This window comes from Bradyrhizobium sp. WSM4872, assembly GCF_055811715.1.
In genome coordinates this window covers 21,501-43,344 of the sequence record NZ_JBVVPT010000031.1, presented here as the reverse complement: position 1 = coordinate 43,344, position 21,844 = coordinate 21,501, and the positions used below count along the sequence as shown (strand labels likewise).

The 21,844-nt window shown below is 64.6% G+C and carries 23 protein-coding genes; 11 read left to right on the top strand and 12 right to left on the bottom strand.

What is annotated here, in order from left to right:
• Nucleotides 1-24 precede the first annotated feature (24 nt).
• Both AC0L3C_RS29900 and AC0L3C_RS29895 read right to left on the bottom strand, forming a co-directional pair.
• Nucleotides 25-483, bottom strand: coding sequence for a DsrE family protein (locus tag AC0L3C_RS29900; protein ID WP_473409727.1), 459 nt, complete (start codon nucleotides 481-483; stop codon nucleotides 25-27).
• Nucleotides 484-502: 19 nt separating this feature from the next.
• Entirely contained in the window at nucleotides 503-964 is a 462-nt protein-coding gene (locus tag AC0L3C_RS29895; protein WP_473266044.1) for a DoxX family protein, read from the bottom strand.
• A gap of 70 nt (nucleotides 965-1,034) precedes the next feature.
• Between AC0L3C_RS29895 and AC0L3C_RS29890 the strand changes: the two genes are divergently transcribed.
• Nucleotides 1,035-1,919, top strand: coding sequence for a LysR family transcriptional regulator (locus AC0L3C_RS29890; RefSeq protein WP_473409726.1), 885 nt, complete (start codon nucleotides 1,035-1,037; stop codon nucleotides 1,917-1,919).
• A gap of 18 nt (nucleotides 1,920-1,937) precedes the next feature.
• On the opposite strand, the gene AC0L3C_RS29885 is transcribed toward AC0L3C_RS29890, so the two are convergent.
• Nucleotides 1,938-3,083 carry an acyl-CoA dehydrogenase family protein gene (locus AC0L3C_RS29885; protein WP_473266050.1) on the bottom strand — a complete coding sequence of 382 codons (1,146 nt, stop codon included), beginning with the start codon at nucleotides 3,081-3,083 and terminating at the stop codon, nucleotides 1,938-1,940.
• 126 nt (nucleotides 3,084-3,209) lie between these two features.
• Between AC0L3C_RS29885 and AC0L3C_RS29880 the strand changes: the two genes are divergently transcribed.
• The gene (locus tag AC0L3C_RS29880) at nucleotides 3,210-3,887 is read left to right on the top strand and encodes an alpha/beta hydrolase family protein (RefSeq protein WP_473266053.1); all 678 of its coding nucleotides are present in this window, start codon (nucleotides 3,210-3,212) and stop codon (nucleotides 3,885-3,887) included.
• 3 nt (nucleotides 3,888-3,890) lie between these two features.
• On the opposite strand, the gene AC0L3C_RS29875 is transcribed toward AC0L3C_RS29880, so the two are convergent.
• On the bottom strand, nucleotides 3,891-4,865 hold the full coding sequence (locus AC0L3C_RS29875) for a ketopantoate reductase family protein (RefSeq protein WP_473266055.1): 975 nt from the start codon (nucleotides 4,863-4,865) through the stop codon (nucleotides 3,891-3,893).
• Nucleotides 4,866-5,019: 154 nt separating this feature from the next.
• Between AC0L3C_RS29875 and AC0L3C_RS29870 the strand changes: the two genes are divergently transcribed.
• Nucleotides 5,020-5,823: an enoyl-CoA hydratase-related protein gene (locus tag AC0L3C_RS29870; RefSeq protein ID WP_473409725.1), complete on the top strand. Its 804-nt coding sequence runs from the start codon at nucleotides 5,020-5,022 to the stop codon at nucleotides 5,821-5,823.
• Between the two features lie 116 nt (nucleotides 5,824-5,939).
• Here the strand turns inward: AC0L3C_RS29870 and AC0L3C_RS29865 are convergent, their stop codons facing one another.
• Nucleotides 5,940-6,824 carry a LysR family transcriptional regulator gene (locus AC0L3C_RS29865; protein ID WP_473409724.1) on the bottom strand — a complete coding sequence of 295 codons (885 nt, stop codon included), beginning with the start codon at nucleotides 6,822-6,824 and terminating at the stop codon, nucleotides 5,940-5,942.
• A gap of 114 nt (nucleotides 6,825-6,938) precedes the next feature.
• On the opposite strand from AC0L3C_RS29865, the gene AC0L3C_RS29860 reads away from it, so the two are divergent.
• Genes AC0L3C_RS29860 through AC0L3C_RS29845 form a run of 4 tightly spaced genes read left to right on the top strand, consistent with a single transcriptional unit; the run spans nucleotide 6,939 to nucleotide 10,949 of the window.
• Nucleotides 6,939-8,303, top strand: a complete 1,365-nt coding sequence (locus AC0L3C_RS29860; protein ID WP_473409723.1) for an FAD-dependent oxidoreductase — start codon at nucleotides 6,939-6,941, stop codon at nucleotides 8,301-8,303.
• 34 nt (nucleotides 8,304-8,337) lie between these two features.
• A complete protein-coding gene (locus tag AC0L3C_RS29855; protein ID WP_247405897.1) occupies nucleotides 8,338-9,342 on the top strand; it encodes an ABC transporter substrate-binding protein in 1,005 nt (334 codons plus the stop codon).
• A gap of 16 nt (nucleotides 9,343-9,358) precedes the next feature.
• The gene (locus AC0L3C_RS29850; protein ID WP_473409722.1) at nucleotides 9,359-10,132 is read left to right on the top strand and encodes an ABC transporter ATP-binding protein; all 774 of its coding nucleotides are present in this window, start codon (nucleotides 9,359-9,361) and stop codon (nucleotides 10,130-10,132) included.
• Nucleotides 10,125-10,949 carry an ABC transporter permease gene (locus tag AC0L3C_RS29845; RefSeq protein WP_473409721.1) on the top strand — a complete coding sequence of 275 codons (825 nt, stop codon included), beginning with the start codon at nucleotides 10,125-10,127 and terminating at the stop codon, nucleotides 10,947-10,949. Before AC0L3C_RS29850 ends, AC0L3C_RS29845 begins: the two co-directional genes overlap by 8 nt.
• A 45-nt stretch (nucleotides 10,950-10,994) precedes the next feature.
• Here AC0L3C_RS29845 and gtdA read toward each other — a convergent pair whose 3' ends face one another.
• Complete coding sequence (gtdA, locus tag AC0L3C_RS29840) at nucleotides 10,995-12,035, bottom strand: gentisate 1,2-dioxygenase (RefSeq protein WP_473267003.1); 1,041 nt, start codon at nucleotides 12,033-12,035, stop codon at nucleotides 10,995-10,997.
• A gap of 90 nt (nucleotides 12,036-12,125) precedes the next feature.
• Between gtdA and maiA the strand changes: the two genes are divergently transcribed.
• A complete protein-coding gene (gene maiA, locus AC0L3C_RS29835) occupies nucleotides 12,126-12,758 on the top strand; it encodes a maleylacetoacetate isomerase (protein ID WP_473409720.1) in 633 nt (210 codons plus the stop codon).
• Nucleotides 12,748-13,257 carry a MarR family winged helix-turn-helix transcriptional regulator gene (locus AC0L3C_RS29830; protein WP_247817983.1) on the top strand — a complete coding sequence of 170 codons (510 nt, stop codon included), beginning with the start codon at nucleotides 12,748-12,750 and terminating at the stop codon, nucleotides 13,255-13,257. Before maiA ends, AC0L3C_RS29830 begins: the two co-directional genes overlap by 11 nt.
• Nucleotides 13,258-13,422: 165 nt before the next feature.
• Here the strand turns inward: AC0L3C_RS29830 and AC0L3C_RS29825 are convergent, their stop codons facing one another.
• The 4 genes from AC0L3C_RS29825 to AC0L3C_RS29810 form a co-directional block, all read right to left on the bottom strand.
• Nucleotides 13,423-15,036 carry a benzoate-CoA ligase family protein gene (locus AC0L3C_RS29825; protein ID WP_473409719.1) on the bottom strand — a complete coding sequence of 538 codons (1,614 nt, stop codon included), beginning with the start codon at nucleotides 15,034-15,036 and terminating at the stop codon, nucleotides 13,423-13,425.
• The gene (locus tag AC0L3C_RS29820) at nucleotides 15,033-16,172 is read right to left on the bottom strand and encodes an FAD-dependent monooxygenase (protein ID WP_007599353.1); all 1,140 of its coding nucleotides are present in this window, start codon (nucleotides 16,170-16,172) and stop codon (nucleotides 15,033-15,035) included. The genes AC0L3C_RS29825 and AC0L3C_RS29820 overlap by 4 nt, the downstream gene beginning before the upstream one ends.
• Nucleotides 16,173-16,429: 257 nt before the next feature.
• The gene (locus AC0L3C_RS29815; RefSeq protein ID WP_473409718.1) at nucleotides 16,430-17,266 is read right to left on the bottom strand and encodes a cysteine rich repeat-containing protein; all 837 of its coding nucleotides are present in this window, start codon (nucleotides 17,264-17,266) and stop codon (nucleotides 16,430-16,432) included.
• Nucleotides 17,267-17,419: 153 nt separating this feature from the next.
• On the bottom strand, nucleotides 17,420-18,421 hold the full coding sequence (locus AC0L3C_RS29810; protein ID WP_473409717.1) for an NADP-dependent oxidoreductase: 1,002 nt from the start codon (nucleotides 18,419-18,421) through the stop codon (nucleotides 17,420-17,422).
• 207 nt (nucleotides 18,422-18,628) lie between these two features.
• Here AC0L3C_RS29810 and AC0L3C_RS29805 point away from each other — a divergent pair, with 207 nt between their 5' ends.
• Nucleotides 18,629-19,924 carry a dicarboxylate/amino acid:cation symporter gene (locus AC0L3C_RS29805; RefSeq protein WP_473264485.1) on the top strand — a complete coding sequence of 432 codons (1,296 nt, stop codon included), beginning with the start codon at nucleotides 18,629-18,631 and terminating at the stop codon, nucleotides 19,922-19,924.
• Nucleotides 19,925-19,936: 12 nt separating this feature from the next.
• Nucleotides 19,937-20,860: an amino acid ABC transporter substrate-binding protein gene (locus AC0L3C_RS29800; protein ID WP_473409716.1), complete on the top strand. Its 924-nt coding sequence runs from the start codon at nucleotides 19,937-19,939 to the stop codon at nucleotides 20,858-20,860.
• A 67-nt stretch (nucleotides 20,861-20,927) separates the two neighbouring features.
• On the opposite strand, the gene AC0L3C_RS29795 is transcribed toward AC0L3C_RS29800, so the two are convergent.
• Nucleotides 20,928-21,293, bottom strand: a complete 366-nt coding sequence (locus tag AC0L3C_RS29795) for a nuclear transport factor 2 family protein (protein ID WP_473409715.1) — start codon at nucleotides 21,291-21,293, stop codon at nucleotides 20,928-20,930.
• A 109-nt stretch (nucleotides 21,294-21,402) separates the two neighbouring features.
• A complete protein-coding gene (locus AC0L3C_RS29790; protein ID WP_247338655.1) occupies nucleotides 21,403-21,753 on the bottom strand; it encodes a RidA family protein in 351 nt (116 codons plus the stop codon).
• Nucleotides 21,754-21,844 lie beyond the last annotated feature (91 nt).

The following is a 21,844-nucleotide window of genomic DNA, read 5'->3' as shown; positions in this document are numbered from 1 at the left end:
AATGGACCGCTTTCGCGCGCGGTCTCAAGCATGGATATAGGCCCAGCCCTTGAGTTGCAGATCGACCACGCGGCCGATGCCGAACGGCACGAGGCTGGCACCTGCTATCAGCGGAATCAAGACCTGCTCCTTGGCTTCGGCGATCGCTTTTGACGACGCGCACATGCTGTAGGCGAGGTTGGGTACCGACTGCCGCAGCGTCGCGAGCGGTTCGACCAGCGGGGTCCTGTCCGCCCGGAAGACGTCGATGCCCTTGCCGTTGGCGACGACCTCGATCAGCAATCGTGCGCCCCTGTCCGTAAAGTGCTTCGAGAGGTTAGCCGAGTAGCTGATCGCGTGTCCCATGACATAGGGCTCGTTGCTGTCGATCAGGATCACGACGCCGTCGGCGAGACGATCCTCCTTGGCGGCGGTGCCGCCGGCCGTGAGGATCGCGGTGCCGGCGAGCAGGCCCCTGCGGGACCATCCGTTGGCGGAGATCATGGCTGCCGCCTTCGGTTGTTCAGAACTGACGCGGCGCGATCGGCGCTTTGCGGTCGCGCCCCCACAGCACAAACAGGCTGAGCGCGAGCAAAACGACGTTGAGCGGCGTGACCGGCGCCTCGCCGCGCGAGATGTGGAAGACGAGCGCCAACACCTGCAACATGGAGCAGCCCACCGCGGCCAGCACAGTCAGCCGGGGCAGGACTCGCGTCAGCGCCGGCAGCAGGATGCCGATTCCGCCGGCGAGATCGACGAGCCCGATGAACCGGACGAACGTTGCGGAATACTGACCGGCCCAGGGCATCATCGCGGCAAGCTCTGGAATCGGCGTCAGCAGCTTGACTAGCCCGGCTGCGGTGAAAACGAAAAAGAGCAGGCCCTGTGCGATCCAAAGGCCGATACGAATGGCGCGGCCGGGGGAGGCAGTCTCGAAGGCGGTGGTGGACACGGTGGTTCTCCAAAAGGTGACGGTCGCCACCATTTGATAGTTTCCTCATATTTGATCATTATACGTCTTGGGATTGGTTCATTTCCCGGGTGTTGATGATTTCATGGATTCTCTGGTCAGCATGAGGGTGTTCTGCCTGGTCGCCGAGCTGAAGAGCTTCGCGACCGCGGCGCAGCGCCTGCGCATCTCGCCCGCGATGGCGAGCAAACACGTGATGCAGCTCGAAAAGCGGCTGGGTACGCGACTGCTCAACCGCACCAGTCGGCGCGTCAGCCTGAGCGAAAGCGGAGCGCTTTATTTCGAGCAGGCGCGGCAGATGCTCGACTCGCTCGACGAGGTTGAAGCCGCCGTCAGCAATACGACGGTCGTTCCGCGCGGCACGCTGCGGCTGACCGCGCCGGTGTGGATGGCGAATGCGATGTTCGCGGGAATTTTGGCCGACTATCAAAGCCGCTATCCCGAAGTGCGCCTCGACGTCGATCTCAGCGGCCGGATGGTCAATCTGGTCGAGGAGGGATTCGATCTCGCACTTCGCGCGACCGCAGCGCCCGACGAGGCGCTGATCGCGCGGCCCATCACCAAGGTCGCGTTCCATATGGTCGGCGCGCCCGCTTATCTCGATCGCGCGGGGCGCCCGACCAAACTTGCCGATCTCGCCGGCCAGGCGATGCTGCACTACGCGCTGTACCCGGGTGAAAGTTTCTCCTTCGAGGGCGAGCACGGCACCGAGACCGTCAAGCTCAATCCGGTGCTGCGCAGTGGCAATGAAACGCTGCTGCACGTGGCAGCGCTCGAAGGCATGGGCCTCGCCTTCCTGCCGAAATGGCTGGTCGCGGAGGATCTCGCCGCCGGCCGCCTCGAGCACGTCGTGCCCGGGCAAGTCATCTTCGAGGGCAAGCTATTCGCGGTCTATCCGAGCCGCAAATATCTCTCTGCGAAGGTGCGGACCTTCATCGACTTTCTCGTGGCCGACCCGCGGATGAAGTAGCCGCTCACAGCTGCCTGATTAGAGCGACCTCGCGATCAACAGCTTCATGATCTCGTTCGTGCCGCCATAGATCTTCTGGATGCGGGAATCGATGAAGATGCGCGAGATCGGGTATTCCTGCATGTAGCCGTAGCCGCCGAACAGCTGGAGGCATTCGTCGGCGGTCTCGACCTGCTTCTCCGAACACCAGTATTTCGCCATCGAGGCCGTGACGGTGTCGAGGTCCTTGGCGACCAGCCGCTCGATGCACCAGTCGACGAAGACGCGCGCGATCATCGCTTCGGTCTTGCGCTCGGCGAGCTTGAAGGCGGTGTTCTGGAAATCCATCAGCGGTTTGCCGAACGCTTTCCGTTCCTTGGTGTAGTCGACGGTGAGTTTTATCGCGCGCTCCATCGCGGCGACCGCGCCGACCGCGAGCGCTAGGCGCTCCTGCGGCAATTGCTGCATCAGCTGCACAAAACCCTGGCCTTCCTCGCCGCCGAGCAAATTGTCCGGCGGGACCGCGACGTTGTCGAAGAACAGTTCGGAGGTGTCGGAGGCATGCAAGCCGATCTTGTCGAGGTTGCGCCCGCGCTTGTAGCCGTCGGCGCCCGCGGTTTCGACCACGATCAGCGAAATGCCCTTGGCGCCGACATCGCCGGTGCGTGCGACCACGATGACGAGATCGGCGGCCTGGCCGTTGGTGATGAAAGTCTTCTGTCCGTTGATGACGTAGGAATTGCCCTGCTTCCTGGCCGTGGTCTTGACGGCCTGCAAATCCGAGCCGGTGCCGGGCTCGGTCATGGCAATGGCGCCGACCATCTCGCCCGAAGCCATCTTCGGCAGCCAGCGCTTCTTCTGCTCCTCGGAGCCGTAATTGAGGATGTAGTGCGCGACGATGGCGCTGTGCACGGAGACACCGGTCGTCAGCTCCGGCACCGTGCTTTCGAGGTCGTCGAGCACGGCGGCGTCATAGGCGAAGGTTGCACCGAGCCCGCCATATTCCTCCGGCACGCTTGCCAGCAGCGCGCCCATCTCGCCGAGCCCGCGCCAGGCAAAGCGGTCGACCATTTTCTGCTCGCGCCATTTTTCGGCATGCGGGGCCAGGTCCTTGACCAGGTATTTCCGGAACTGGTCGCGGAAGATTTCGAGCTCTTCGGTCATCCAGGAGGAGCGGTAGGACATGGTCACCTCGGTCAATGCAGCTAGCCGGCTTGGTAGGCTAGCCTTCGGCGGCAATTATTGTGTTTTCAGGCTGCGCCGGTGACGCTACCAAGGCGGCCGGAGTAGCGTCTGTCGGAATGGTTGATTGTGGCTGTCAAAATTCAAGAGCTCAAGCTCGACATCGCGCGTATCGGCACGGTCTCCGCGATCCTGATGCAGCCGGACAATGCGCGCGCCTGCTACGTTCTGGCGCATGGTGCCGGTGCAGGGATGCGGCACGCATCGATGGACAAGATTGCGGAGGGGCTCGCAAGTCGGGGCATCGCGACGTTCCGCTTCAATTTTCCCTACATGGAAAACAAGCAGGGCCGTCCGGACCAGCCGGCGGTCGCCCACGCCACGATCCGCGCGGCAGTCGAGGAAGCCGCGCGGCTCTGCCCCGGTGTGATGCTCGTTGCGGGCGGAAAATCCTTCGGCGGGCGCATGACGTCGCAGGCGCAGTCGAAGGCCGCACTGCCTGATGTCAAAGGGCTCGCCTTCCTCGGTTTTCCCCTGCACGCCGACAAGAAGCCGTCGACCGAGCGTGCCGAGCATTTGGCCAGTGTCGAGATCCCGATGTTGTTCCTGCAAGGCACCCGCGACGGGCTCGCCGATCTCGGCCTCCTCAGGCCGGTCATCGCCGCTCTTGCCCCGAAGGCGACGCTACATGAGATCGAAGGCGGCGATCACTCCTTTGCGGTGCTGAAAAAGTCCGGCCGCAGCAATGAAGAGGCGCTTGCGGAGGTGCTTGATGCGCTCGCGGCCTGGATCGACGGGCTCGCTTGAATTTCAGGCGGAATAAAGTCCCTTGTCGCGCGCCTTCTGGATCGCGAGCGCGGCGATGAGATCGAGGGTCGGCGTCGACAGGCCTGCGGCGCGCGCAAAGGCTTGGGGCGCTTTCACCAGGACGTCGATCTCCATGGCGCGGCCGAGCTCGTAATCCTGCAGCAGCGACGGCTTGTGGTTGGGGGCGGGACCGCTGCGTGATACGCGCTTGACCTCCGGGATGAAGTGCTGAGCGATCTCGTTTGCCTCGTTCAGCATCCGCGGAATGACGTCCGCAAAGGCGGGGTCATCGCGCACGCCGCGCGCCGTCTGGCCGGTGAGCAGGCACAGCACCGACAGCGACATGTTGGTCAGCAGCTTTGACCAGATCGCCTCGCGGATCTCGGCGACCGGCGGCGATTCCAGCCGCGCGTCGGTGAAGACACTGCGGAGCGTTGTGATGCGCTCGCAATTGCGATCGTCGCATTCGCCGATCAGCAGGCGGTTGCGGTCCGGCGTCAGGTTCTGCACCACGCCAGGCGCGATCACCTCATTGGAGGAGAAGACCACCCCGCCGACGATCCGCTCCTTCGGGATGCAGGCGCGCAGGCGCCCGCCCGGGTCGAGGAAGGAGATGTCGGGCGGGGTCGGGTGTCGCGGCGGCAGGCCGATCCCGTACCACCAGGGAATGCCGTTCTGCGCGAACACGATGGCGGTGTCGTCCTGCAGCAGCGGCTTGAGACTGGAGACCAGCCCGGTCAGCGCGGTCGCCTTCAAGGTGCTGATCACGACGTCCTGCGGGCCGAGCTGGGCCGGATCGCCTGACGCGTTCACCTTGGCGCTGACCTCGGAATCGCCGACGCGCAGCTTCAGGCCGTTGGCCCGGACCGCCTCCAGGTGCGCGCCGCGCATCACGCACGAGACCTCATGGCCGGCGCGGGCCAGCCTGACCGCGAGATGACTGCCGACGGCGCCCGCGCCGAAAATGCAGATGCGCATATATATCCGTCCCTGATCCCTTGATGCCGCCCGGCAGCAGCATGACACAAGCCGCCATGCGATGGACGCGGCCGCCCTACGCCGGAAAGATATGGATCGGAACGAGCGGCCTCGGTCATAGTGCAGGGCAAACAAACGACCGGAGGGATCGCCGATGACTGACAGCCCCGTCCTGTGGACTCTGGATGCGCGTGGGGTTGCGACCGTCACGTTGAACCGGCCCGAAGTGAACAATGCCTATGACGGCGCGCTGATCGCCGGCGTGCTCGCGGCCATGGACGATCTCGGCAAGAAGCCGAACCTGCGCGTCGTCGTGCTCCGGGGCAACGGCAAGCATTTCCAGGCCGGCGCCGACCTCAAATGGATCAACGGCGTGCGGCCGCAATCGACTGATGCGAACGAGGCCGCGTCGCGTGCGACTTTCGAGGCTGTGCAGCGGCTCAACACGCTGCCGATCCCGACGGTCGCGCTGGTACAGGGCGGCTGCTTTGGCGGCGGCACCGGCGTGATCGCGGCCTGCGACGTCGTGATCGCGGCCGACAACGCCCTGTTCTCGATCACCGAAGTGCGCTGGGGCCTGACGGCAGCCATCATCATCCCGCAGCTCTGCGATGCCATTGGTGTACGGCAAGTCCGCCGCTACGCGCTCACAGGTGAACGTTTCGGCGCCGACGACGCTCGCCGCATCGGCCTCGTCCACGAGGTGGTGCCGCTCGCCGATCTCGAAGCCGCCGGCGCCAAGGTGGTCGAGCAGTTGCTAGCCAACGGACCTGAAGCGATGGCCGAGACCAAGCGCCTCGCGCTGGAGAGCTCGTTCGGCGGAATGGCGGTGGACGATGCGGCTTACAATCGGCTCGTGCAGCTGCATTCGGTCAAGCGCCAGAGTGCAGAAGCCGCGGAGGGGCTGGCGTCGTTTGCGGAAAAGCGCGCGGCGAATTGGGCAGGTGCTAAAAGCTGAACGTGAGTAGCCCGGATGGAGCGAAGCGCAATCCGGGGCGGACCAACCGAATCTCCCGGCTGTCCCGCGTGGCACGAACCCGGATTACGCATGCGCTCCATCCGGGCTACGGGCTTTCACAGCGACACCGCCAGTGACCTTTTCAGCAGTGTGAGCAGCGCCTGCACCGCGGCGGCATTGCGCCGCCGTTCAGGGATCGCAGCCTTCACCCACAATTCCGGAATCGGAAACTCGCGCAGAACCGGCTTGAGTGCGCCGTTGCGCAAGGCGTCCGCGACGAGATAGTCCGATATCAGCACGATGCCGTTGCCGGCGATGGCGCTGCGCGCCAGCACTTGGCCCTCGTTGCAGGACAGCAGCGGGCTGACTTGGACGCTGATGCGGCCGCGCGGCCCGTCAAAGATCCACTCCGGCCCCGTCGGCAGAAAGCTGAGACAGCGATGCTCGACCAGATCACGCGGATGTTTCGGCGCGCCGTGTTTCTTCAAATAGGCAGGCGAGGCGCAGAGCAGCCGCTTCAGCGGGCACAGGGGCTCGTCGACGACACCGCCAAAGGAATGCGGGAAGGCGCCGATGGCGATGTCAAAGCCTTCGGTGACGGGATCGACCGGACGGTCGAACAGCACGATATCGAGCTTGAGCCGCGGGTTCTGGGTCTGGAAAGCGGTGAAGACGTCCGCAAGCCGCGCGACCGTCAGCGAGGTCGGCGCCTTGATGCGTAGGTGATCGACGAGATCATGGCCCTTCTCGCCCATGCGCGAGAGCAGGTCGGTGGCGTCGGTGACGACGGCGCGGGCGCGATGCACGTAGCGCTGGCCGGCCTCGGTCAGCCGCAACTGCCGGGTCGAGCGCTGAAAAAGCGGCGTGCCGATCCGCGCCTCGAGCTGCGTGACGCGCTTGGCCACCACCGACGTCGAGACGTCGAGTTTTCGCGCAGCCGCGGAGAAGCCGGCGGCGTCGGCGGTGGCGAGGAACGCCTGCAAGTTGACGAGGACGTCCATTTTCCACCTTTCTCGATTCGCGAAAGCTGATCGTCTATTTTGGCGGATTGTAGCTCGGTCCGCGCTAATTCATAGTCGGGCCCAAGCAAGAGAGTTTCAGGGACAGGACGCGCCATGCAGGCCACCACGATCGAAGAACCGGCACGCCAGGTGCCGCTTTATGGCGAATATGAAGTCGTCGTGCTCGGGGGCGGTCCGGCCGGCATCGTGGCGGCAGCATCAGCGGCGCGCGCGGGACGGAGGACGCTCTTGATCGAGCGCTACGGCTTCCTCGGCGGCATGGGGACCGCTGCCGGCGTCACCAATTTCTGCGGCCTGCACGGCAACGTCTACGGCGAGGCCCATCGGCTGGTGCAGGGCATGGCGTCCGAGCTGCTGGCTCGGATCGACCGCTTGAACGGGCTCAACGCGCCGCATCTGATCCTCGGCAAGGTCTTTGCCCAGGCCTACGACACCGCCGCCTACAAGATCGCGGCCGACCAACTGCTCGCCAGTCACAAGGTGCACATCCTTTTCCATGCGCTCGGTGCAGGCGTCGTGATGGGCGATAACAGCCGCATCGATGCCCTGATGGTCGAGACCAAGGCGGGCCGACAGGCGGTGCGATCGGAGATCTTCATCGATTGCTCCGGCGACGGCGATCTCGCGGTCTGGGCCGGCGCGCCGTTCGAATTCGGCGACGAGCACGGCCATCCGATGTATCCCTCGATGATGCTCCGCCTCAACGGCATCGATCCGGCGAAGGCGGGCGATGCCTGGCGCACCATCCCGCAATTGATGGAGCAGGCCACCGCCGCCGGTACCCACACATTCCCGCGCAAGAGCGCGATCGTGCGGCCGCAGAAATCCGGCACCGAATGGCGGGTGAACTTTACGCAAGTCGCGCGCGAGGACGGCCATGCCATCAACGGCATCGAGCCTGACGATCTCACCCGCGGCGAGATCGAGGGCCGCAAGCAGGCGCTCGCCGCGTTCGAATTCCTGCGCACCGTGCCGGGCTTTGAAAAATCCTACATCGTCGACCTGCCGCCGCAGCTCGGCATCCGCGAAACCCGCCGCATCAATGGCGGCTATCAGCTCAGCGGCGAGGACGTGCTCGGCTGCGCGTCGTTCGAGGATTCCATCGGGGTCAATGGCTGGCCGATCGAGGCCCATGTCCCCGGCGACGTCGTCTTCACCTTCCCGCCGATCCCGGAATCGCGTGGCTATAACGAGCTGCCCTACCGCATGCTGGTGCCCGAAGGCGTCGACAATCTGCTGGTCGCCGGCCGCTGCGCCTCGATGACCCATGAGGGCCAGTCGGCGGCCCGGGTCTCCGGTGCCTGTTTCGTGATGGGGGAGGCGGCCGGTTCCGCCGCCGCGCTGGCGCTCTCCGGAAACCGGATCCCGCGTGACATCCCCGTTGAAAAGCTGCAGGAAACGTTGAAACAACAGGGCGCCTTTATCGGACGGGACCAGCCCGTGCCCGAAGGCCTGTAACCGACTGCAAGATATCGACGGCGGAGGAAACGAAATGACCGGGATTGTGCGGCTCGCGCTAGCTGGCCTGATGGCGATCACAGCGATGGGCACCGCCCGAGCCGAGGACGCGCTGAAAGCCAGGATCGGCGTGCTCAGGCTATCCTCCTCCGCGCCCGTCTTCATCGCGCAGGACAAGGGCTATTTCCGAGAGGCCGGCCTCGACGTCGAGCTGAAATTCTTCGATGCGGCGCAGCCGATCGCGGTGGCCACCACCTCCGGCGACATCGATTTCGGCGTCACCGCTTTTACCGCCGGCCTTTACAATCTCGCCGGCAAGGGCGTGCTGAAGGTGATCGGCGGCATGAGCCGCGAGAAGGCCGGCTATCCCCTGATCGGCTATTTCGCCAGCAACAACGCCTATGCGAGCGGTCTGAAGACGCCGAAGGACCTCGCGGGCAAGCGCGTGGCGATGACGCAGGTCGGCTCCTCCTTTCACTATTCGCTCGGCCTGCTTGCCGACAAATACGGTTTCAAGCTCGCCGACGTGAAGATCGTGCCGCTGCAATCGCTGTCGAATGCGGCGGCCGCGCTGAAGGGCGAGACGGTGGATGCGGCGCTGCTGCCGATCTCCACCGCGCGAAAGCTGATGGACGACGGCGGTGCGAAGTTCCTCGGCTGGGTCGGCGACGAGACACCCTGGCAATTGGGCGCGGTGTTCGCTTCACCGAAGACGCTGACCAACAAGGTGCTGGTGACGAAGCTGCTCGGCGCTTTGGCAAAGGCCGACCGCGAATATCACGACGTCATCCTTGCCGCGATGAAGGACGGCGTCGCGCCGATCAATGACAAGACAAAGCCGCTGCTGGAGATCATCGCCAAGTATACGAACCTCCCGGTCGAGCAGGTGGTCGGCAATTGCGCCTATATCGATCCCGACGGCAAGCTGGATGTGAAGAACGTCGACAACCAGATCAAATGGCTCCAGGAGCAGGGTTTTGCCGACAAGGGCTTCGACGCGAACGCGATCATCGCCAAGGAATTCGTGAAGGCGGATTGAGATTAGAACGCCACGCATGGACCTGACCGCCAACCACATCACCCATCGCTTCGGCGATCTCGCCGTGCTCGACGACGTCTCGTTCACCGTCAGCGCGGGCGAGGTGGTGGCGATCGTGGGGCCCTCGGGCTGCGGCAAGAGCACGCTGCTGTCGATCCTCGGCGGCCTGTTGCTGCCGACCTCCGGCGCGCCCGAGCTGCGCGGCGCGCCGCCGGCGGACAGTCTCAATCCGCTCACCTTCGTGTTCCAGGACTTCGCGCTGCTGCCCTGGGCCAATGTGGAGGAGAACGTCGAATTCCCGCTGCTGCACACCCAGCTCTCGGCCGTGCAGCGCCGCGCGCTGGTCGACGATGCCTTGCGCCGCACCGGCCTGACGGATTTTCGCAAAACCTATCCAAAGCAGCTGTCCGGCGGCATGCGCCAGCGCGTCGGCATTTCGCGCGCGCTCGCGGTCCGGCCGGCCATTCTCTTGATGGACGAGCCGCTCTCGGCGCTGGATTCGCAGACCCGCGAACTGCTGATGGAGGATTTCGTCCGGCTGCTCGCCGACGGCGGCATGGGCGCGGTCTATGTCACGCACAATCTCGAAGAGGCGGCGCGACTTGCCGATCGCATCGTGGTGCTGTCACGGCGTCCTGGCCGCATTCGCGAGGTCGTGGCGGTGCCGATGACGCGCACTGAGCGCGGTGACATTGCAGCCCGTGAAAAGCTGCTCGCGCTTCAGAACCAGATCTGGTCATTGATCCGCAACGAGGCGATCGATGCCGAGCGCGAGGTTCAGCATGCTTGATCGCGCGCCAGTGGGAACATCTGCGAAGGATGAAATGGTCCGGCGCGTCCGCTTTCGCGGCGCCGGCTTCGTGCCGGCGAGCAGCCGTTTCGGCGGCTGGATCGCGCTCGCGCTGGTCATTGCGATCTGGCAGGCGGCGGGCAGCAGCGGCCTCGTCAATCCGCTGTTCCTGCCGCCGCCATCGGCGATCGCGCGTGCGATCTACCAGCTCGCGATCTCTGGCGCGCTGTGGCAGCACCTTTCCGCGTCGCTCCTGCGCATCGGTGTCGGTTGGCTGCTCGGCACGGCGGCCGGTGTCGCGGTTGGCTTTGCCATCGGCCTGTCGCGGCTGGCGCGCAGCGTCGGCATCACCTTCATCTCGGCGCTGTTTCCGATCCCGAAGATCGCGCTGCTGCCGCTGTTGATCCTCTGGCTCGGCATCGGCGAAGAGCCGAAGATCGCAACCATTGCGCTTGGCGTGTTCTTCTCGACCGCAATCTCGGTCTATAGCGGCGTCGACGCGGTGCCGCGCAATCTCATCCGCATGGCGCAGAGCTTCAACGTGCCGTTCGCCACCATCGTGCGCAAGGTGGTCTGGCCGGGCGCGCTGCCCGCGATCCTCGCCGGCTTCCGCATCACGTCGTCGGTGGCGCTGCTGCTCGTCGTCAGCGCCGAGATGATCGGCGCGCAATACGGCATCGGCGCGTTCGTGCTGCAGGCCGGTAATTTGATGCAGACCGATCAGCTGCTCGCGGGCGTGGTGATCCTGTCGGCGTTCGGGTTGATGGTGGGCAGGGTGATCAACTGGCTGGAGACGCGGCTGTTGCACTGGCGGTAGCCGCCACTGTCGTCCCGGCCTTCGCCGGAACGACAAGCATCAGCCTCACGCGTTCCCGCGATCCTCCCGGAACAGATCCAGCTTCTGCTGCACGGGGCGATCCGAGAAGCTGAACAGCACCGCATCCATGTCCGCCTCGTGCGTGACCCATTGCCAGCTCGGCACCACGAACAAATCGCGCGGGCCCCATTCGAAGGTCGATTCCCCGATGCGGGTGCGGCCGTGGCCTTCGATCGGACAGAACACCGTTGCGTCCGTCGAACGATAGCGCGCGGTCTTGAAGCCCTTCGGCAGCAACTGGATGAAAGTGCCGATGGTCGGCATCGCGAAGTCGCCGGTCTCGGGGTTGCTGAACTTCAGCTTCAGCCCGTGACAGGCGTCCCACTCCTGGCTCGTGCGGGCTTTCTCCAGTGCTTCGCGCGTGTAGGCATAGGGATAGCTGAAGATCGGCGAGGTCTTCGAGCTCCGCTTCACGTCGACCGGCAGCAGATTGTGGCCGTAGCGCGCGAAGCTGTCGCCGGCCGGTCTCGTGATCTTCTGCTGGTCCTCGTTGGAGCCTTCCGCGAAGGAGCAGTCGAAGAACTGCACCAGCGGAATGTCGAGACCGTCGAGCCAGAACATCGGCTGGTCGGTCTCGTTGGAATGATCGTGCCAGGTCATCGACGGCGTGATGATGAAGTCGCCGGGCTCCATCGCGGTACGCTCGCCGTCGACCGCGGTGTGGGCGCCCCTGCCTTCGAGCACGAAGCGCAGCGCCGATTGGCTGTGCCGGTGGGCGGGTGCGATGTCGCCCGGCACCACCATCTGCACGCCGGCATAGAGCGACGTGGTGATTTTCGACTGCCCGCGCAGGCCGGGATTTTCCAGCACCAGCACGCGCCGCTCGGCTTCTTTCGCCGTGATCAGTTTGCCGGCTTCGGTCATGTAGTCGCGGATGATGTCGAACTTCCACAGATGCGGCCGGCAGGCGCTCTTCGGCTCCGGTGTGATCAAATCGCTCATGACGGTCCAGAGCGCGGTGAGATTCTCGCCGTCGATCTTCTTGTAGAACGCCTCGCGTTCCGGCGTCTTCGTCACGGCTTCCATGGTGCGGCTCCCGTCGTTTTGTTGATTGACAGTATACTTACGATCTAGGTAGCGTCAACGTGCGAACAAGAACGAAACGGGAGGGTTCCGATGAAGCTGCACGGCTATTTCCGCTCCAGCGCCGCCTACCGGGTACGGATCGCGCTGAACCTCAAGGGTCTCGGTGCCGAGCACCTGCCGCATCACCTTCGCAAGGGCGAGCAATGCGCGCCCGCCTATCTCGCCATCAATCCGCAGGGCCTGGTGCCCGCGCTGGAGAACGATGCGGGCGCAGTGCTGACCCAGTCCGTCGCCATCATCGAATGGCTCGACGAAACCCACCCCAACCCACCGCTGCTGCCGAGGGATACGCTGCAGCGCGCCAAGGTCAGGGCGTTCGCGTTGGCGATCGCCTGCGACACTCACCCCGTACAGAACTTGAAGGTGCTGGCGCGGCTGCGCGAGCTTGGCCTTGCCGAGGAGAAGGTTCAGGACTGGGCGGCGTGGGTCAACCGCGAGGGCCTCGCGGCCTGTGAAACCCTGATCAGGACCGAGCCGGGCCCGTTCTGCTTCGGCGATGCGCCGACGCTCGCCGATCTCTGCCTGGTGCCGCAGCTCGCCAATGCGCGCCGCTTTGGCGTCGACGTCTCCGCCTATCCGCGTCTGCTTAAGGCGGAAGCTGCCGCCAAGGCGCTGCCGGCGTTCGTCAACGCCGCGCCGGAGAAGCAGCCCGATGCCGAGTAAGCCGCCTCCGATCACGATTGACGCGGTCTATGCCGCGCCGGGCTATCTGTTCCGGCGCATGCAGCAGATCGCGGTCTCGATCTTCATGGAGGAATGCAAGGCGTTCGACCTCACGCCGGTGCAATACGCGGCGCTGATCGCGATCCACACCCACCCCGGCATCGATGCGACGCGGCTGTCGGCGGTGATCGCCTTCGACCGCTCCACGCTCGGCAGCGTCATCGAGCGGCTTCAGGCCAAGGATTTCGTCGAGCGCAGGCCGGCGCCGGAAGACAAGCGGATCAAGCTGCTCTATTTGACCAAGTCAGGCGCGGCGATCCTGCGCGACATCATCCCCGCCGTCGAACGCGCCCAGGCGCGGATGCTGGAGCCGCTCAAGCCGGCGGACCGCAAGGCGCTGATGGGGCTCCTGGTGCAGCTCGTCGATCTCAACAACGAGGCGTCGCGGGTGCCGCTACGAGCGGAGGACGCGCTGGAGCATCTGGGGAAGGCGGGGTGAGGTGGCGCCTGACATTCCGGTGTCGTCCCGGCGAAGGCCGGGACCCATAACCACCGAGTTCGGTTTGGCGAAGACAGGTGGTGACCAGCTCGCGCTAATAACTCCCACTCGGCGTATGGGTCCCGGCCTTCGCCGGACGACAGCGAGAGTGAGCAACACCGCCGCTCACATCCGCAACAGCGCCTGCCGGTCGATCTTCCCCGTGCCCGTCTTCGGCAGCTCGTCGATGAAGATCACTTCGCGGGGATATTTGTAGGGAAGCAGCTTGCCCTTCACGTAATCCTGCAGCCGTCGTGTCGCTTCGCTTTGATCAGCCGCGCGGCTGTTCATCACCACGACCGCCTTCAGCGTCATGCGCCGGTCCGGCAGCTCGGCGGCGAACACCGCGCATTCGCGGATGTCCGGATGGTCGGCGAGGCACAGCTCGACCTCGAGCGGGTAGACCCACTGGCCGGAGATCTTGATGAGATCGTCGGCGCGGCCGCGGAAGAAGTGAAAGCCATCGGCATCGCGGACGAAGCGGTCGCCGGTGTAGATCCACCCGCCCTGCCGGATCGTTTCGGCGGATTTGTCCGGCCGGTTCCAGTAAAGCGGCGTGTTGGAATCGCCGCGCACCCACAAGATGCCTTCCTCGTCGTCGGCGACATCGCGGCCGTCCTTGTCGCGTAGCGCGACCTCGTAGCCGGGCACACGCAGGCCGGCCGCGCCGAGCTTCTTCCGCTCGGGGCGGTTGGAGAGATAGATGTGCAGCACCTCGGTCGAACCGAGGCCTTCCACGATCTCGAGACCGGTGAGCGTCTTCCAGCCGTTGAAGACGTCGGCCGAGAGCACCTCGGCGGCCGAGAGCGCCATGCGCAGCGACGAGAAGTCGGTCCTGTCGGCACTCTCGGCCTTGGTCAGCGATGTATAGAGCGTCGGCAGGCCGAAGAAGACCGTCGGCTTGTACTGCTCGATCGCCGAAAAGATCGCCGCGGGCTTCGGCTGGCCCGGCAACAGCAGCGTCGTCGCGCCCGCCGAGAACGGGAAGGTGATCGCGTTGCCAAAGCCATAGGCGAAGAAGATTTTTGGCACCGAGAAGCAGATGTCATCCGGCGTCAGCTTCAAGACGTTCTGCGCAAAAGCGACCTCGCTATAGGCCATGTCGTGCTGGAGATGCACGATGCCCTTGGGCCGGCCAGTGGATCCGGACGAGTACATCCAGAACGCCATCTCGTTGCGATGCGTGTCGGCTTCCGCAAGTTCGGACGGAAATTGCGACAGCCAATTGGCGGCGGAAACGGCGTTCGGCGCGGCGTGATCGCCCACGGCGCCATTGACAACGACCAAGGTGTGCAGGCTCGTGTCCTTGCAGGCCTCGGCGTTGAAACGTGCACAGAACTCGGCGTCCGCCACCGCGACAGAAGCGCCGGAATCGGCGAGATAGAATTGCAGCAGATCCGGCGGCGTCAGCGTGTTGATCAGCAACGGCACGAAGCCGGCGCGCACCGCACCGAAGAACGCGGCCGGATAGGCCGGGGTGTCGTCGAGGAACAGCAGCACGCGATCGCCGCGCTTGAGGCCGAGCGAGGCAAGGCCGTTGCCCCAGCGGCAGGCTTCCGCGCAGAGCTCGGCGTAGGTGCGCATGCCCGGGGGGCCAATGAGCGCGAGCTTGTCGCCGCATCCTCTCGCGAGATTGCCGAATAGCACGCGGCTGGCATTGTAGACCTGCGGAACGGAAAAGCCGATCTCGCGTGCGCCCGCGCAGTCGGCGGGCACCTGGTCGTGAATCTGCTCGCTCATGCCTCGTCCCCACCGTTCTTGGCGGCTTCGTAGCGCGCCATGAAGGCCGGCGACATCGCGCGCAGGCGGGAGTCGTCGATGCGGCCTGAGCGGGTGATGTAGCTGTAGGCAAAGTCCATCAGGCCCTGCTGCATGTGCTGAGCAAAGTGCTCGTACCAGAAAGCGCTGGTCCGCGCGGCGTTGACGAGCTTCTGCACCACCGGCTTTCGGGCGGCCTGGTAGCGATGCAGGGCGGTGGAGAGATGCGCATCCGACTCCAGCGCCTTGACCAGCGCAATGGCGTCCTCGATCGCGAGCCGCGTGCCCGAGCCGATCGAGAAATGCGCCGAGTGCAGCGCGTCGCCGAGCAGCACCATGTTCTTGAACGACCAGTGCTCGTTCCAGACCCAGGGGAAGTTGCGCCAGACCGATTTGTTGGAAACCAGCGAGCGGCCGCCGAGCGTGTCGGCGAACACCTCCTCGCAGACACCTTTGGACTGCTCCACGTCCTTATAGGCGAAACCGTAGGCCTGCCACGTCGCATGATCGCATTCGACCAGGAACGTGCTCATGGTTGGAGAGTAGCGGTAGTGGTGGGCGTTGAAGGCGCCGCGGTCGGTCTTTACGAAGGTCTGCGACAGCGTGTCGAAGCGCTTCGAGGTGCCGTACCAGACGAACTTGTTGGAGGAGTAGGACAGCGAGGTGCCGAAATCGCCCTCGAAGGCGCGGCGTACCAGCGAGTTCAGCCCGTCGGCGGCGACGATCAGATCATGGCCGTTGAGCTGGTCGATCGCATGAATCGGCGTATCGAAGCGCGGGGTGACGCCGACATCGAGCGCGCGCTGCTGCAGGAATCGCAAGAGCTCGAGCCGGCCGATCGAGGAGAAGCCGACGCCGTCGATGGCGACGCTGTCGCCGCTCAGGTTCAGCGTGATGTTCTCCCAGCTCTCCATGTGCGGCGCGATCGCGTCGACCGTCTCGGGGTCGTCGGCACGCAAGAATTCCAGGGCCTGGTCCGAGAACACGACGCCAAAGCCCCAGGTCGCGTCGGCCGGGTTCTGTTCGAACAGGTCGACTTGATCCTCGGGGTGACGCTTCTTCCAGAGATAGGCGAAGTAGAGCCCACCGGGCCCCCCGCCAATCACGGCGATCCGCAACGTCTGTCCTCCCTGATTGACAGTATACTTACTATCTAGGGGTAGACTAATGTGCTCCGGCTTTCCGCGCCAGCGGAATTATCGGCAAAGCGCGGGCGCGCCGAAGCTCCTGCCCGGACGCGCGTTTGGCGGCGGGTCCGAAGCAGTGAGTGCGAAGCATAGCCAAACCGCGCCGGCTTGGCCATCCGCACGTCAGACGCAGCACTTTACCAGCCGCCGTTCACCACGGTGGTGCAGCTGCCGGACGGCTCGCTTCTCTAGCGTGCGGCAAACGGCGCCAGCACGTCCTTGCAGGCGGGCGACAGCGAAGCGGCATTGTTGGCAACGCATTGGATGATCCGACCGCCACCTGGCGCCACGCTGCCGCACAGCGTGCGGACATCCTCGCGACATGCGGACTTGACGATGAACAGCTCTTCGCGCGGCCGCAGCGGGCGCAGCACGATAACGGCAGGCGCGGCTGCCGGTGCAGCTGCCGCAGGAGCTGCGCCCGTAGGTGCCGCCGTGGCTGCCGCGCCACCGCCGGCCGCGGCGCTCACGGCCTTCTCGCAGGCCGGCGAAACCTTTGCCTTGTTCTTCTCCAGGCATTCCAGCGCAGGCGCGCCGCCCGGCGGCACGCTGGCGCACACCTTGGGATAATCGGCGCGGCACGCGCTCTTGACGGCGGCGACCTGCGCGCTGCTCGGCTGTTTGGGCGCAGCGGCAGCTGCAGCGGCCTTGGGCGCGGCCGCGGCAGCCGGCTTTGCGGCGGGAGCGGTTTCAGCCTTCGGAGCGGCAGGCGCGGCCTCCGCCTTGGGTGGAGCCTCTTTGGGTGCAGCCTCGGTCTTCGGCGCCGCAGCTGGCTCGACGGCGCGAACCGCGGTTTGGCATCCGGAGGACAGGCCCGACATGTTCTTCTGCAAACATTGATACGCTTCCACACCGCCCGGCGTGACGCTCGAACAGTGTGCCATGAAGTCCGAGCGGCACGCGGAGCGGATGGCGCTCTTCTGCGCCTCGGTCGGTGCTTGTGCAAATGCGCCTGCTGCAGTTGCGAAGAGAACCGCCGCCAGCAACGCCCCGCGTGCCGACGCATGTTTCAACGTGTTGAACATCTGAGTGAATTCCTGCCCTGTCGGTAACGCCGACAATTTTTTCAAATGTGATGCAAACAATCGTCGCGGGTGACGCCGCGCGCGGCATCATTGGCCGCCGCGACCTCTACCGCAAGTAGATATTGACTTTGCAATTGCGACGTAACTAGGTCGTCAGAGCTTGACCATGCGCTTGCCGCGGTTCTCGCCCGCCAGCAATCCGATCAGCGCCTTCGGCGTGTTCTCGAGGCCGTCGATGATGTCCTCCTGCACCTTCAGCTTGCCGGATCTGACCCAGGCCTGGAGGTCGGCGAGCGCTCGCTGGCTTTCCTTCATGTAGTCCATCACGATGAAGCCCTGCATGACGAGCCGCTTCACCACGATCAGGCCGGGCACGCCGCGCGGGCCGTGTGCCGAGGGCGCGCCGTCATATTGCGAGATCGCGCCGCAGCAGGCGATGCGGCCGTAATTGTTCATCTGCGGCAGGCACGCTTCGAGAATGTCGCCGCCAACATTGTCGAAATAGACGTCGATGCCCTTCGGCGCCGCCGCGCGCAACGCCTTGAACACCGCGCCGTCCTTGTAGTCCACGGCCGCATCGAAGCCGAGCTCGGAGGTCAGCCAGCTGCATTTCTCGGCACCGCCGGCGATCCCGATGACGCGACATCCCTTGATCTTCGCGATCTGCCCGACGATCGAGCCGACCGAGCCTGCAGCCGCGGAGACCACGACGGTCTCGCCTTCCTTGGGTTTGCCGATCTCCAGCAGGCCGAAATAGGCGGTGAGGCCGGCGATGCCGAACACGCTGAGCAGATGCGTCATCGGCTCGAGCTTCGGCATCTTGGTGAGATGCTTGGCGGGCACTGCCGCCAACTCCTGCCAGCCGGTGTCACCAAACACGATGTCGCCCGGCGCAAGCCCCGGCGCCTTCGAGCTGACGACCTCGGCGATGGCGCCGCCGGCCATCACGCTGTTGGCTTCGACTGCTGAGCGATAGGTTGCGCCGTGCATCCAGGCGCGGTTGGCGGCGTCGAGCGAGATGTAACGCACGCGCAGCAAGGCCTCGCCGTCCTTCGGCTCAGGCACCGCACCTTCGACCATCTTGAAGTGCTCGGGGCCGAGCTTGCCGCTGGGCTTTTCCACCAGAAGAATCTGACGATTGACGCCGCCGCTCATGATGTTTCCCCTCGGTCGTTTGACGATTATTGATGCAGCTGCCGCAAGAAAAAAGTGCAAGCCGCATTCGTTGTGCGCTGCATGAAGCTAGATCGCGGCCGCCAGTTTCGCAACGGGAACATCCGCCCCGACGGTCGCACGCCAAGCGTGTTGCGCGGCCGTCATATCTGCGACATCATGAAGCGGTCGATGTAGCGGGGGTGTTCAATGTCGAACAGGTTTACGCAATTCATTCTGGTGGCGATGGTGCTCGGCATCATCATGGGCGCGGCGATCTACAATTTCCTGCCCGACACGCGGGGCGATTGGGCCTCGTCCATCAACCTGATCGCCGTGATTTTCCTGCGCCTGATCAAGATGATCATCGCGCCGCTGGTGTTTGCGACGCTGGTCGGCGGCATTGCTCATATGGGCTCGGGCTCCAAGCTCGGCCGCATCTTCGCCAAGACCATGGGCTGGTTCGTCAGCGCCTCTTTCGTCTCGCTGATGCTCGGCCTCGTGATGGTCAATCTGCTCCAGCCCGGCGCGAATTTCCCCGGGACGCTGCCTGACAAGGCGCAGTCGACCGGCCTGCCGGTTTCCGCCTTCTCGATCGAAAAATTCCTGACCCATCTGATCCCGACCTCGATCGCGGATGCGATGGCGCAGAACGAGATCCTGCAGATCGTGATCTTCGCCGTGTTCTTCTCGGTGGCGATGGGCTCGATGCCTGAGCGTTCCAAGCCGATCCTGGCGCTGATCGACGATATCGGCCACATCATGCTCAAGGTGACGGGCTATGTGATGATGTTCGCGCCGTTCGCCGTCTGGGCCGCCATCACCGCGACGGTTGCCAAGAACGGCCTGCTGGTGCTCTGGAAGCTCATCGTCTTCATGGGTGGCTTCTATCTCTCGCTCGCGCTGCTGTGGGGCATCCTGGTGGTCGTGGGCTTCATCGTGATCGGGCCGCGCTACGCCCATCTGCTGAAGCTGATCCGCGAGCCGCTGATGATCGCATTCTCCACGGCGAGTTCCGAAGCGGCCTATCCGAAGACGCTGGAGGGGCTGAACAAGTTCGGTGCTTCGTCGCGGATATCGAGCTTCGTGCTGCCGCTCGGCTATTCCTTCAATCTCGACGGCACGATGATGTACTGCACCTTCGCGAGCATCTTCATCGCGCAGAGCTACCACATCGACATGCCGCTCGGCACCCAGCTCGCGATGCTGGCGACCCTGATGATCACCTCGAAGGGCGTCGCCGGCGTGCCGCGCGCCTCCCTCGTCGTGATCGCCTCGACGCTGTCGCAATTCGGCATCCCCGAGGCCGGGCTGTTGATGATCATGGGCATCGACACCTTCCTCGACATGGGCCGCAGCGCCACCAACGTGATCGGCAACACACTCGCGACCTCGGTCGTGGCCAAATGGGAGGGCGAGCTCGGGCCCGAGCACGAGCTTGGAGCGGGCGATGCCGTGCCGGGGGACATGATCCCCGGCGAAGTGCCTGCGATGGCCGGCCATTGATCGGAGTGCATCATGCACCTTTTAATGGCGATATCGGGCGGCCTGTTGCTGGCAGCGTGCCAGCTGGCCACGGGTGCCTCCGCCCAGACGACCGGCGGCAGCGAAGGGCTTAGCCCCACGCTGTCAGCGATCAAGACCGCGCACACCGTGCGGCTCGGGTATCGCGAGAGCTCGCCGCCGTTCTCCTTCCTCGACCAAGCCAACCGGCCGATCGGCTACAGCCTCGAGCTCTGCGAGGCCATCGTCGAGGAGATCGGCGTCGAGGTCGACGATCCCAATCTGAAGATCGCCTACGTCAAGGTCACCTCGGATGACCGCATCGACTCCGTGCTCCAGAACAAGATCGACCTGGAATGCGGCTCGACCACGGCCAATGCCGAGCGCGCCAAGCGCGTCGCCTTCTCGCCGCTGATGTTTGTCGCCGGCACCAAGCTGATGGTGCCGAAGGCGTCCAGCGTCCAGTCACTGACTGATCTGAAGGGAAAGATCATCGTGGTGACGAAGGGCACCACCAACGAGCAGGCGATCCAGGCGGCCGACAAGAAGTCCTCGTGGGGACTGACCATCGTTGTCGGTGCCGATCACGAACAGTCGTACCAGATGCTCGTCGACGGCAAGGCTGATGCGTTCGCGACCGACGACATCCTGCTGTCCAGCCTGATCGTGCGCCACAAGGCGCAGGACAAGTTCCGCGTCACCGGCGATTACCTGTCCTATGATCCCTACGGCATCATGTTCCGCAAGGGCGAACCGCAACTGGCGGCGGTGGTCGATCGCACCTTCCGCAAGCTCGGCTCCAACCACGACCTCGTCCCGCTCTATAATAAATGGTTCACTGCAAGACTTCCGACCGGCGAACGGCTGAACGTGCCGATCTCGCTGCAGCTGGAGGAAGCCTTCAAGGCGATGGACGATTCCGCGAGCGCGAATAACTAGCGCTTGCGGCGAGCCGCTGCGCCCTGCCCCTACAAGGAGAGAGGGCGCAGCAACGATCAGCGCGCGCTCACGCGCCCGCGGGGACCTGGTCCAGAAATCCCGCGATGCTCCTGATGCGGCCGTCCTTCAGCACGGCGAAATCCGTACCCTTGATCGGGCTGTCGATGCCATCGGGACCAAGGCCCCAGCTGAAGCGGACATGGTCGCCGTATCCGTTGGGCTCGCCGATCAGCTTGAACTTGAAGTCGGGAAAGCGCTGCTGCACGCCTGCGATCAGCGCATCGACGCCGTCATGGCCGTCGCCCTTCATCAGGGGGTCGACATAGCTCGCATCCGCCGTCCAGTTCTGGCTCAGCAGTTCGCGCCGGCGATCGGCTGCACGTTCGTTCCAGAGGTCGATATAGCGGCGGGCGATGGTGATGGGGTCGGTCATTGTCGTCTCCTTCGATGGCGCCGTGTTGTTCGGCTGACCCGACTATCGAAGGTTCACGCGCGCTGATCGATTACCTCTGAGGTCGTCAGCGCACGTGAATTTTCCGTACTTACTTCGCCGCCGTGACCATGATTTCGACGGTGTATTGTGCTGCCGCGAGCTTGGCTTCGACGGTGGCGCGCGCCGGCGTGTTGCCGGGCGAGACCCAGGCGTCCCACACCGCGTTCATCTCGCCGAACGTTTTCATGTCGGTGATGTAGATCGTGGCCGAGAGCAGCTTCGACTTGTCGGTGCCGGCCTTGGCGAGATGGCTGTCGATGGTCGCCAGGATGTCCTGGGTCTGCTTCGTCACGCTTTCGCCGGCGGCGTTGTTGGCGACGACACCGGCGAGATAGACGGTGTTGCCGTGCACGACGACCTGGCTCATGCGCGGGCCGGCTTCAAGACGCTGAATGCTCATTGGGGTCTCCTTTGAATGGCGGCCCTGTCTAGCGCAGCGGCCTGCCCTGTGCCACCCCGGGCACGCATGCGTTGCCGGGCACGCATGCGTT

Bases quoted from the DNA above. Each gene is read 5' to 3' on its own strand.
- maiA (WP_473409720.1), top strand. From the start codon at position 12,126: ATGAAGCTGCACGGCTATTTCCGCTCCAGCGCCGCCTACCGGGTACGG.
- AC0L3C_RS29870 (WP_473409725.1), top strand. From the start codon at position 5,020: ATGACTGACAGCCCCGTCCTGTGGACTCTGGATGCGCGTGGGGTTGCG.
- AC0L3C_RS29845 (WP_473409721.1), top strand. From the start codon at position 10,125: ATGCTTGATCGCGCGCCAGTGGGAACATCTGCGAAGGATGAAATGGTC.
- AC0L3C_RS29855 (WP_247405897.1), top strand. From the start codon at position 8,338: ATGACCGGGATTGTGCGGCTCGCGCTAGCTGGCCTGATGGCGATCACA.
- AC0L3C_RS29865 (WP_473409724.1), bottom strand. From the start codon at position 6,824: ATGGACGTCCTCGTCAACTTGCAGGCGTTCCTCGCCACCGCCGACGCC.
- AC0L3C_RS29890 (WP_473409726.1), top strand. From the start codon at position 1,035: ATGGATTCTCTGGTCAGCATGAGGGTGTTCTGCCTGGTCGCCGAGCTG.
- AC0L3C_RS29830 (WP_247817983.1), top strand. From the start codon at position 12,748: ATGCCGAGTAAGCCGCCTCCGATCACGATTGACGCGGTCTATGCCGCG.
- AC0L3C_RS29850 (WP_473409722.1), top strand. From the start codon at position 9,359: ATGGACCTGACCGCCAACCACATCACCCATCGCTTCGGCGATCTCGCC.
- AC0L3C_RS29825 (WP_473409719.1), bottom strand. From the start codon at position 15,036: ATGAGCGAGCAGATTCACGACCAGGTGCCCGCCGACTGCGCGGGCGCA.
- gtdA (WP_473267003.1), bottom strand. From the start codon at position 12,035: ATGGAAGCCGTGACGAAGACGCCGGAACGCGAGGCGTTCTACAAGAAG.
- AC0L3C_RS29875 (WP_473266055.1), bottom strand. From the start codon at position 4,865: ATGCGCATCTGCATTTTCGGCGCGGGCGCCGTCGGCAGTCATCTCGCG.
- AC0L3C_RS29885 (WP_473266050.1), bottom strand. From the start codon at position 3,083: ATGTCCTACCGCTCCTCCTGGATGACCGAAGAGCTCGAAATCTTCCGC.
- AC0L3C_RS29790 (WP_247338655.1), bottom strand. From the start codon at position 21,753: ATGAGCATTCAGCGTCTTGAAGCCGGCCCGCGCATGAGCCAGGTCGTC.
- AC0L3C_RS29795 (WP_473409715.1), bottom strand. From the start codon at position 21,293: ATGACCGACCCCATCACCATCGCCCGCCGCTATATCGACCTCTGGAAC.
- AC0L3C_RS29900 (WP_473409727.1), bottom strand. From the start codon at position 483: ATGATCTCCGCCAACGGATGGTCCCGCAGGGGCCTGCTCGCCGGCACC.
- AC0L3C_RS29895 (WP_473266044.1), bottom strand. From the start codon at position 964: ATGGTGGCGACCGTCACCTTTTGGAGAACCACCGTGTCCACCACCGCC.
- AC0L3C_RS29800 (WP_473409716.1), top strand. From the start codon at position 19,937: ATGCACCTTTTAATGGCGATATCGGGCGGCCTGTTGCTGGCAGCGTGC.
- AC0L3C_RS29810 (WP_473409717.1), bottom strand. From the start codon at position 18,421: ATGAGCGGCGGCGTCAATCGTCAGATTCTTCTGGTGGAAAAGCCCAGC.
- AC0L3C_RS29860 (WP_473409723.1), top strand. From the start codon at position 6,939: ATGCAGGCCACCACGATCGAAGAACCGGCACGCCAGGTGCCGCTTTAT.
- AC0L3C_RS29815 (WP_473409718.1), bottom strand. From the start codon at position 17,266: ATGTTCAACACGTTGAAACATGCGTCGGCACGCGGGGCGTTGCTGGCG.
- AC0L3C_RS29805 (WP_473264485.1), top strand. From the start codon at position 18,629: ATGTCGAACAGGTTTACGCAATTCATTCTGGTGGCGATGGTGCTCGGC.